The sequence below is a fragment of the Hydrogenovibrio sp. genome, from assembly GCF_049975065.1.
Taxonomy (GTDB): Bacteria; Pseudomonadota; Gammaproteobacteria; order Thiomicrospirales; family Thiomicrospiraceae; genus Hydrogenovibrio.
Genome location: NZ_JBNGDN010000009.1, coordinates 26,033 through 34,512, shown reverse-complemented (window position 1 = coordinate 34,512; position 8,480 = coordinate 26,033). Strand labels below are relative to the sequence as shown.

At 49.7% G+C, this 8,480-nt stretch carries 10 protein-coding genes; 7 read left to right on the top strand and 3 right to left on the bottom strand.

All coding sequences use genetic code 11. From position 1 onward, the window contains the following. Positions 1-34 precede the first annotated feature (34 nt). Positions 35-733, top strand: coding sequence for a transposase (locus ACP5D0_RS02750; protein WP_472364035.1), 699 nt, complete (start codon positions 35-37; stop codon positions 731-733). Positions 734-1,016: 283 nt separating this feature from the next. Further along, positions 1,017-2,984: a diguanylate cyclase domain-containing protein gene (locus tag ACP5D0_RS02745; protein WP_472364034.1), complete on the top strand. Its 1,968-nt coding sequence runs from the start codon at positions 1,017-1,019 to the stop codon at positions 2,982-2,984. On the opposite strand, the gene ACP5D0_RS02740 is transcribed toward ACP5D0_RS02745, so the two are convergent. Further along, positions 2,981-3,133 carry a hypothetical protein gene (locus ACP5D0_RS02740; protein WP_472364033.1) on the bottom strand — a complete coding sequence of 51 codons (153 nt, stop codon included), beginning with the start codon at positions 3,131-3,133 and terminating at the stop codon, positions 2,981-2,983. The two genes, ACP5D0_RS02745 and ACP5D0_RS02740, sit on opposite strands and share 4 nt — an antisense overlap. 82 nt (positions 3,134-3,215) lie before the next feature. On the opposite strand from ACP5D0_RS02740, the gene ACP5D0_RS02735 reads away from it, so the two are divergent. The 5 genes from ACP5D0_RS02735 to ACP5D0_RS02715 all read left to right on the top strand — a co-directional run bounded on the left by ACP5D0_RS02735 (position 3,216) and on the right by ACP5D0_RS02715 (position 6,591). Next, positions 3,216-3,851 carry a LysE family translocator gene (locus tag ACP5D0_RS02735; protein ID WP_472364032.1) on the top strand — a complete coding sequence of 212 codons (636 nt, stop codon included), beginning with the start codon at positions 3,216-3,218 and terminating at the stop codon, positions 3,849-3,851. A 193-nt stretch (positions 3,852-4,044) separates the two neighbouring features. Further along, positions 4,045-4,254 carry a cold-shock protein gene (locus ACP5D0_RS02730; protein WP_472364031.1) on the top strand — a complete coding sequence of 70 codons (210 nt, stop codon included), beginning with the start codon at positions 4,045-4,047 and terminating at the stop codon, positions 4,252-4,254. A gap of 164 nt (positions 4,255-4,418) precedes the next feature. Beyond that, positions 4,419-4,661, top strand: coding sequence for a hypothetical protein (locus tag ACP5D0_RS02725; RefSeq protein WP_472364030.1), 243 nt, complete (start codon positions 4,419-4,421; stop codon positions 4,659-4,661). A 101-nt stretch (positions 4,662-4,762) separates the two neighbouring features. Next, complete coding sequence (gene ylqF, locus ACP5D0_RS02720; RefSeq protein WP_472364029.1) at positions 4,763-5,710, top strand: ribosome biogenesis GTPase YlqF; 948 nt, start codon at positions 4,763-4,765, stop codon at positions 5,708-5,710. Between the two features lie 32 nt (positions 5,711-5,742). Beyond that, positions 5,743-6,591: a 23S rRNA (adenine(2030)-N(6))-methyltransferase RlmJ gene (locus ACP5D0_RS02715; RefSeq protein WP_472364028.1), complete on the top strand. Its 849-nt coding sequence runs from the start codon at positions 5,743-5,745 to the stop codon at positions 6,589-6,591. 22 nt (positions 6,592-6,613) lie between these two features. Here ACP5D0_RS02715 and ACP5D0_RS02710 read toward each other — a convergent pair whose 3' ends face one another. Together ACP5D0_RS02710 and ACP5D0_RS02705 are read right to left on the bottom strand one after the other, a co-directional pair. After that, a complete protein-coding gene (locus tag ACP5D0_RS02710; RefSeq protein WP_472364027.1) occupies positions 6,614-7,534 on the bottom strand; it encodes a hypothetical protein in 921 nt (306 codons plus the stop codon). 67 nt (positions 7,535-7,601) lie between these two features. Next, entirely contained in the window at positions 7,602-8,336 is a 735-nt protein-coding gene (locus tag ACP5D0_RS02705; RefSeq protein WP_472364026.1) for a PilZ domain-containing protein, read from the bottom strand. Positions 8,337-8,480: the final 144 nt, after the last annotated feature.

Sequence of the window (8,480 nt, the reverse complement as noted above, 5' to 3'; positions counted from 1 at the left end):
AATACAATTGTGGCTATTAGGTTTGTGAGGATGCATGCCAAGACTTGAGAGAATAACGCCAGTAGGTGTACCTGTCCATGTGATTCAACGCGGTAATAATCGACAAGTGATTTTTGCCGATGAGTCGGATTTTAAGGTATTTGCCAGTTGGTTAAAAACCTATTCCGAAAGGTTTGGGGTTGCAGTTCACGCTTGGTGTTTTATGACCAATCATGTGCATTTATTGTGTACTTGTCTTTCTGAAAACAATGCCATTAGCAAAATGATGCAGACTCTTGGGCGTCAATATGTTCACTATTTTAATAAAAAGTATGAACGTACCGGAACGCTTTGGGAAGGACGTTACCGTTCCTGTATTGTGGATGAGGAAACCTATTTTTTTGAGTTATACCGTTATATCGAGTTGAACCCTGTTCGAGCTGGAATGGTTGAGGCGCCGGATCAATATTCTTGGTCAAGCTATCCGGTCAATGCCCTGGGTAAAGAGTCTGATTTATGTACGCCGCATCCGCAATACTTGGCTTTAGGGAATTCTGCAAAAATTCGTCAGGCTAACTATCGTAGTTTATTTCAAGAATTACTTGAAGAGCCCTTGATTGAAGAAATTAGACAAATGACAAATAAAAGCTTAGCCATTGGTAGTGAGCGGTTTAAATTAGAAATTGAAACGCTAACGAATCGTCGGGTTCATGCTAAGGCAAGAGGTAGGCATACAGGTTGGCGAAAAAAGTAGATTTAATTTTACTCTGACACTTTTATTTTTGACACTTTTATTTTCTGACACTTTTATTTTTGATTTTTGCTCCACACAGCCCCGCCCAAACCCATCATTGATTGATGATACACTCTGTCTTGCGGTTTACTTGGTGTGTAAGACTATGCTTTAATAAGCATTATTTTCAAGCATTCATCGTATTTTCAGATACTGCACATTTTACAGGATGTATTTTAAGTGGGGGTTATGATCAACTTACCATCATCGCACGGCACGATTTTACTGACTCAGAAGGTCATGCATGAGTAAGTCGTTCGGCCTAGAGCACGACAATCAAACGACCGCGCGTTACACTTCGACCTTATCACGTCATCAACGACGCATTCAGATTGCGATTATCGCGAGCCTGTTGGCCACGGCTCTGCTGGTCACCCTCAGCCTTACGATTCCGTTTTTTCATTCCGCCAAACAACAAATCGAGCAGGTGTATCTTACCTCCGCCAAAGCACAGGCTGCGGCCATCAACAATCAGCTGGCACGCTACCAATCACTGGCCAATCAGTTCACCAGCCGTACCGAAATCCGAAAGCGACTGGAAGCCTACCTCAACGGCAGAATGACCTTTAAGGACACCCAAGCCTACAGCCAGCCTCGGCTTTTGGAACCTATGAAAAAAATCCGTGACCTGGACGTCATGATTCGAATGACGGCGCAAGGCGAGGCTTTGGTCAGCTTGAACCGCTCCGATTACGACCTTCCACCGTTGAATCGCTTCCCGCAAACCACCGGCCTGGCGTTTGTCAATACGCCGGGCACCCAAGCCGTCTGGGTGGAATCCGTCGCACCGATTTTGAACACCGAACAAACGGTGATCGGCCACGACATCTTGCTGTTTGACGGACGCCATCTGCTCTCGCAGCTTGGGCAAACCGACACCTTTGAAGAAGGTGTGTCACTGCGTTTGGTGAATGTCGCGGCCAAACAAATCATCGCGCCCGACCCGCAAGGCCAGTTTCTGATGCGTCAGCCGCTGAGTGCAAAGGCCACAACCGTGTTGCAACCGCTTAATCTGCAACAACCGCAGGTTCAGGAATGGACGCAAGACGCTACGAAACAGGTGGCCTTCTACGTGCCGTTATCGTTGCACAACTGGGGGCTGCTGGTGGAAGTGCCCAGTGACATCCTTTATCAAACCGCTTATAACGATTTGGCTTGGGCGCTGATCAGTGTGGTGCTGATGCTGTTCCTCACCCTCTTGATTGTGCATCGTGCCGTGCATCCTGTGATGCTGCAACTTTATGATCAAACGCGGGACATCGAAGCAAAAGCCTTGGAACTGAAGCTGGCCGCCAGTGTGTTTGACCACACTCAAGAGGCCATCGTAATTACCGACGCGAAACAACGCATTGTGCGCGCCAACAAAGGATTCCAGGCTCTGACGGGCACAACGCCGGAACACGCCGAAGGCACTTACCTGATGCAGTTTGTGGCTGAAAACCGTCTGGGAGCCAATCTCGTCAAGCAGTTTGAAACCGCCATTCAACAAGACAGTGCCTGGCAAGGCGAAGTTTGGTACACCAAAACCCTGTCCAGCCCTTTCGATTCTGAGGCTCAGCCCCACTCGAAAGCCACTGGTCACCAAGCACATCAGCATTCGCCGAAAATGGTACCGGCATTTCAAAGCACCTCGGCGGTGCGCGATCCTCAGGGCAAGCTACTCTACTATATTCACATCTGCAACGACATCAGTGAACGTAAAGCCGCCGAAAACCGGATTAAACGCCTGGCCCATAACGACAGCCTGACCGGCCTACCTAACCGCAATGCCCTGATGTCCCACCTGTATGAAATGATTGATTCCGACAATCTTGAAGATTCCACCTTTACCGTTATGTTTCTCGATCTGGATCATTTCAAGCCCGTCAATGACACCCTCGGACACGCCTTCGGCGACCGATTGCTGAAGAAGGTGGCGGAACGACTGGAACACAATGTACGCGAAAGCGATGTCGCCGGACGGCTCGGCGGCGATGAGTTTTTGTTGATTATTCGCGACCTAAGACACCTTGAAGATGCCGCTAAAATCGCCGAAAAAGTCACTCACGCCCTCTCGGAACCTTATGAAATCGACGGACACACCGTTAAAATCGGCGCATCCATCGGCATCGCCCACTACCCGCAAGATGCGGAATCGGTGGACGCTCTGATACAGTATGCCGATGCCGCCATGTACAAAATCAAACGACAGCAACAGTCGTCATCGGGCTAGCAACCACCCACCGCTTGCTGCCGTTCGGCGCTTGGGTTGTCGCACTGATCTGGACGTTGGTTATTCTCACAGTCGGCCGGTTCAATGCTCAACAAACCGCCAAACAGCGCGACAGCAACACCACCGGAGTGACGCTGAGCGTAAAACATTTGGATCTACACGAATCCATTCTCACCTTTGCAGCACTCGAAGAATACCTGCAGAAAAGCAACTGAATACGGACAGCGAAAAATGGATATTGAACATTACTGGATGTTTTTCATCACCACCTTTTTATTGATTCTGGTGCCCGGCCCTTCGGCCATGACCGCCGCATCACAAGGCGCTTCGCTGCAATCCAAAAAGGCGATTTTCGGCGTGCTCGGGATTGCCTCGGCGGACTTAATCTTCTTTGCCCTGTCTGCAATGGGCATCTCCGCGTTGATTGTCGCCTCCAGCCTGATGTTCGCCATTATCAAGTGGTTAGGGGTCGCATTTTTGGTTTACCTAGGGTTGACGGTGCTGTTCAGCAAGGCGTCAAGCCTTCAGTTCCGCCCGCAAAAAACCGACTGCCACACCGCTAAGCTCTTTAGCCAAGGGTTGGTTATCCAGCTGGCCAACCCCAAAGCGTTGGTCTACTTCACCGCTTTGCTGCCGCAATTCATTGACCCGAGTGCGCCTTTATTCCCGCAACTGCTGGTAATCGGTCTGACCTTTGTTGTGGCCGACACCTTGGTTTACGGTGGCTACAGCTATCTTGGGGCGCACATGGCCAAACGCACGATTCGGAGCGGTTCAGTGCGTTTTATCAATTTAGCGGCCGGGCTGGCCTTGCTTTACACCGGCCTTAAAATGGCCTTTATTGAAAATAAACTCGAAACCAGTTGACTTACCGCCAGGATTCACGTCTAATAGACCCACTTAGAAAGAAATTCTGCCTGTTCATGTTTATCTGTACGACTTCGTTGTTTTATTCGTAATTCTCCGTTATCCGTCTAGTACCATATAAGTAACAGTTTATTTTTCTGATGTTTACGCCGCAAGGCACTCTTTTTTATAAATTTTTATAGGATTTAAAATTATGTCTAATACAACTACCGGTACCGTTAAATGGTTCAACGAAACAAAAGGTTTTGGTTTTATTGAACAGGAATCTGGCCCAGACGTCTTTGCTCACTTCAGCGCCATCAGCGGTTCAGGCTTCAAAACGCTGGCTGAAGGTCAAAAAGTTGAGTTCACTGTGACTCAAGGTGCCAAAGGCCCACAAGCTGAAAACATCGTTGCCCTGTAATTTTCTGGCCTGATGGCCGACAATTCGCACGATGAAAAAGCAGACTTCGGTCTGCTTTTTTTATGCCTGCCGTTCTGGGTCATCTCGCACCTTCCCTTACTCACCTTTAGCCGCTTTCTGGTAAAATGTTTTGTTCATTTGAATTATCACAGGAGCCACCATCCATGGACATCTGGCAAAAAATTTTTCTCTACCTCGGCAGCGGCCTAGCCGCCGTGATTATGATCGCCGCCCTCTTTGCGCTGGGCACGTCGGAAAATGGGCAATTGACGGTGGACGGCATGGCGCATTTGGCCGACCAGATGACCGCGCTGTATGAGTTTATCCGCTGGTTTGTTTATCTCTGGCTGGTGGCGGGCATCGTTTTACTGGTGCGGTTTCTAATGCGTGTTTTCGGTCGTCGCTGATCGGTGAATTTGAACACGCCCATTTCACCAGGCCTGGTTATTTTGTATCACGGCCTTATTTCGGCTTTGCCGACTCACCCTTTTTAGGCTGCAACACAACTATGCAAATTCAGTGGTACCCAGGGCACATGCACAAGGCGCAAAAAGAAGTGCGCGAAATCCTGCCGCAGGTGGATTTAATCATCGAAGTATTGGATGCCCGCATTCCCTTTAGCAGCGAAAACCCGATGATCGCCCAACTGCGCGGCGACAAACCGACCCTCAAAATATTCAACAAATCCGACCTGGCGGATGGCGAAAAAACCAAGGCCTGGCAGGCGTATTTCGAACAGCATAAAAACATTAAAACATTGGCTTTGAGCGCCCAGCAGCCCGACCGTAAAGCGCAGGTGCTCGGCCTTATCAACAAGCTGTTTCCACGCGATGACGATTCCGTTAAAGTCGTGCATGCGTTGATTCTCGGCATTCCCAATGTTGGCAAATCCACCTTAATCAATACCCTGGCCAGCCGCCCAATTGCCAAAACCGGCAACGAACCGGCCGTGACCAAAATGCTGCAGCGCATTAAACTAGAAGACGGCATCACCCTGTTCGATTCCCCCGGCATGTTGTGGCCGAATATCGAAAACGAACACTCCGGTTATCGTTTGGCGATTACCGGCGGCATCAAAGAAACCGCTTTCGAATTGCCCGACATCGCCAGTTACGCCGCCGAATACTTAATGGCACACTACCCAGAACGCCTGAAAGAACGCTATCAGCTTGACGAACTGCCACTGCACGACCCCTTCCCCGATGTCGCTTTTCTGGAGACCGTCGGACGAGACCGTGGCTGTTTGGTCAGCGGCGGGCAAGTGAATTTGGATAAAATTTCCCGTATTTTGATTACCGAAATCCGTGACGGCCAACTCGGAGCCTTGACCTTTGAAACCCCAGAGATGATGGAACAAGAGTTGCAACAGGTTGACCTCCAGCGCGAACAAAAAGCGGCGAAAAAACAAGCCCGCCTCGATGCCCGTAAACAAAAGAAAACCAAACACAACCGCTGACGCCGTCGGCCTCGAAAAAGGGCAACCAAACCATGCTCAGTTATCGCCATTCCTTCCACGCCGGTAATTTCGCCGATGTGCTCAAGCACAGTGTGACGATTCAAATTCTCCAGTATCTGACCCTCAAGCCCAAACCCATTTATTACCTGGATACCCATTCCGGCGCGGGCGCCTTTCGTCTATTCGACAAGGAAGCGCAGAAAAACCGTGAATACGAAAACGGCATTGGCCGCCTTTGGCCCCTACTCAGTGAATTAGACAATTGCCCAGGCCTGGTCAAAGCGTATCTGGAGACAGTGCAGTCATTCAATCCACAAGCCGAACTGCAAACCTACCCGGGTTCGCCCTGGTTTGCGCAACACCTGCTTCGCGCCCAGGACCGACTGGATTTTTTCGATTTACACCCAAATGAAAGCCAGATTTTGCGGCAAAATTTCGCCGGAGATAAACGGATTCACGTTTACCCAAAAGACGGTTTTCAAGCTTGCCTCAGCCAACTGCCACCCAAGGAGAAACGCGGTTATGTTTTGATGGACCCGCCCTATGAAGTCAAAACCGATTATGCTAAAGCGGTGGAAACCTTGATTCAAGCGCACAAAAAGTTTGCCAACGGTACCTATGCCTTATGGTATCCGGTGGTGGAGCGTTATCGCGTCCGCGAAATGGAAAAAGCCTTTATCGACAGCGGCCTCCGCAATATTCAATTGTTTGAGTTAGGCATCGCCAAAGACGGTGATAAAGGCATGACCGCCAGCGGCATGATTGTCATTCAGCCACCTTGGAAACTGATGGAAACGCTCAAAGAAGGCCTGCCATTTTTGAGTGAACGGCTGGGCGCTGCCCAAGGTCACTACCGCGCCGAACAACTGGTGGCGGAATGATTCGCTGAAAGCGTTAAAATGGCTAAAACTGATATTCCATGCGCAAGCCGCCGCCCCAGCTGGGTTCCAGCTGGTATTGATTCTGCCGATTTCCGTCTTCATTATAGAAGGTGAAGCGGTAATCGGCTGAGTAATTGGCCATCACATCCAATTGCCAGTCGCGCGTCAGGTCGTAAGACAGCATCACGTCGGCTTTCCAGGTTTGCAATTCGACATAACCCCCTGCTTCCACCGAGTTATCCTTGGCCAGCCGCGCCATAAACTGTCGATAGGAAATCCCGCTGCTGATTTTCCAGTTTTGCGCAAAACCATAGGCAACAAAGGCTCTTGGAAAGCCCAACACGGCTGAGATTCCGTCTTCCGCCCGCGCTCGATACCCCAGACCGATGGCCGGATAAATACGGCTGCGTACCGGATGGTAGTTGTAGATCACCCCACCAAGCACGGAAATATCTTTCTGCAAGCGATAAGCGATCAAGGCACGCAGATTCACGCTGTAGGAGTCATCCGTCTGCGCTTCATACTTGGAAGACACCCCTAAACTGCTTAAAAGCATCGTTTTGTCATTAAAACGGTGATTGAATTTTCCGCCCAGCCGCACGCCCTGCAACCCTTTAATTGGCTGAGAATCACCATCACCAAACGGCAGATCGGACACGTCATGCCAATCCAGATTCCATTGGGTATAACCCAGATAGCCATAGCCGTTTTCAATCAAAGCATCGTAATAACGATCGGACACCCCACCGTCATAATCTTTAATGCCCGCTTCGTTCAGCCGGCCCAACTCGAGAGTGACCTTGGGTCGCCAGGGGTTGGCCGCCGACTCATCGACCGGATTGATTTCCACCTCCGGCTCTTCGGCCCAGGCCGGTGTGCCCAACATGACTAACAGTGACAGGGCGCTTGCCCAACTTGGATTCCATTTCTTAGAGGTTAACATCTTGCTTCCTTCTGCTTAGGGGTTAGGAATAACGGGGTGGGTTCCCCCATTAAGGCTGATGCGTTTATCAGGAACGCAGATACTCTCGCGCCACCTTCAAAGCTTCATCCGCATCCATCCCTTGATGCATAAAATCATAGGCCACCTGCTGTTCTTGAGTTAAAAATCGGTTCTCAAAATCGGAAATCAGCGTTTTCCAAGCCAGTTTGTCCTGCGTTCCGTCTGGGGTATGCGCCAACAGTTTGGCCAGAGTGGCAAACGCTAACGCACTTTCATTCATTTTGTGAAGATAGGTTTTAAAATCCAGAAACTCTTCTTTTAAGTCTTGCAGTTTCAGCTCGGCGGACAAGGCGCTGCCAAACACCGTTTCCACTCCTTGCAGAAAGCGTTCCACTTCTTTCTGGTTACGTTCGGATTGCGTGACCGCCAGATTCAAAGCCATGCTGGCTTCCTGAAAATCGGATCGATCGGTGGATAAAGGCGAACCGTCTTCGACAAAATTAAACTCGGATAACTGTGATGTCTGCATGGATACCAGCGCGGTTTCTTCGTCCGTCATCACCAGACGATGATGTGCCAGTAACTGACTGCTGGTGACTTGGGTAATATGGCAGCCGCATACATAAGCGCCCTTGTCATCATCGCGCAGATGGATCACTTCAACGCCCTCCAGACAATAGACTTCGTCGGTCTGCAGATTTTTCACCCGTAAACTCAACGGCTGTTTCGGCAAAAACAAATCCGGTTCATCGGTGTAAAACCCCAAACCGGTCAGGTTGACATCCGCCCCCACAAACGGCACGGCAAAGGCTTCAAAGCGAATGAAAGAAGCTGTTTCTGAAATAAAGAAAGTAGCTAAAAAAGATTCGGCACTGGCTGGTGAAGGTGTTATTGAATTATTTATTCGCCTTTACCCGGCTTTAATGCACATAGATAGTTCCTCGGG

What these genes read in the sequence shown, in the direction of transcription:
- ACP5D0_RS02750 (WP_472364035.1), top strand. Translation starts at nt 35, where the DNA reads ATGCCAAGACTTGAGAGAATAACGCCAGTAGGTGTACCTGTCCATGTG.
- ACP5D0_RS02745 (WP_472364034.1), top strand. Translation starts at nt 1,017, where the DNA reads ATGAGTAAGTCGTTCGGCCTAGAGCACGACAATCAAACGACCGCGCGT.
- ACP5D0_RS02740 (WP_472364033.1), bottom strand. Translation starts at nt 3,133, where the DNA reads ATGTTTTACGCTCAGCGTCACTCCGGTGGTGTTGCTGTCGCGCTGTTT.
- ACP5D0_RS02735 (WP_472364032.1), top strand. Translation starts at nt 3,216, where the DNA reads ATGGATATTGAACATTACTGGATGTTTTTCATCACCACCTTTTTATTG.
- ACP5D0_RS02730 (WP_472364031.1), top strand. Translation starts at nt 4,045, where the DNA reads ATGTCTAATACAACTACCGGTACCGTTAAATGGTTCAACGAAACAAAA.
- ACP5D0_RS02725 (WP_472364030.1), top strand. Translation starts at nt 4,419, where the DNA reads ATGGACATCTGGCAAAAAATTTTTCTCTACCTCGGCAGCGGCCTAGCC.
- ylqF (WP_472364029.1), top strand. Translation starts at nt 4,763, where the DNA reads ATGCAAATTCAGTGGTACCCAGGGCACATGCACAAGGCGCAAAAAGAA.
- ACP5D0_RS02715 (WP_472364028.1), top strand. Translation starts at nt 5,743, where the DNA reads ATGCTCAGTTATCGCCATTCCTTCCACGCCGGTAATTTCGCCGATGTG.
- ACP5D0_RS02710 (WP_472364027.1), bottom strand. Translation starts at nt 7,534, where the DNA reads ATGTTAACCTCTAAGAAATGGAATCCAAGTTGGGCAAGCGCCCTGTCA.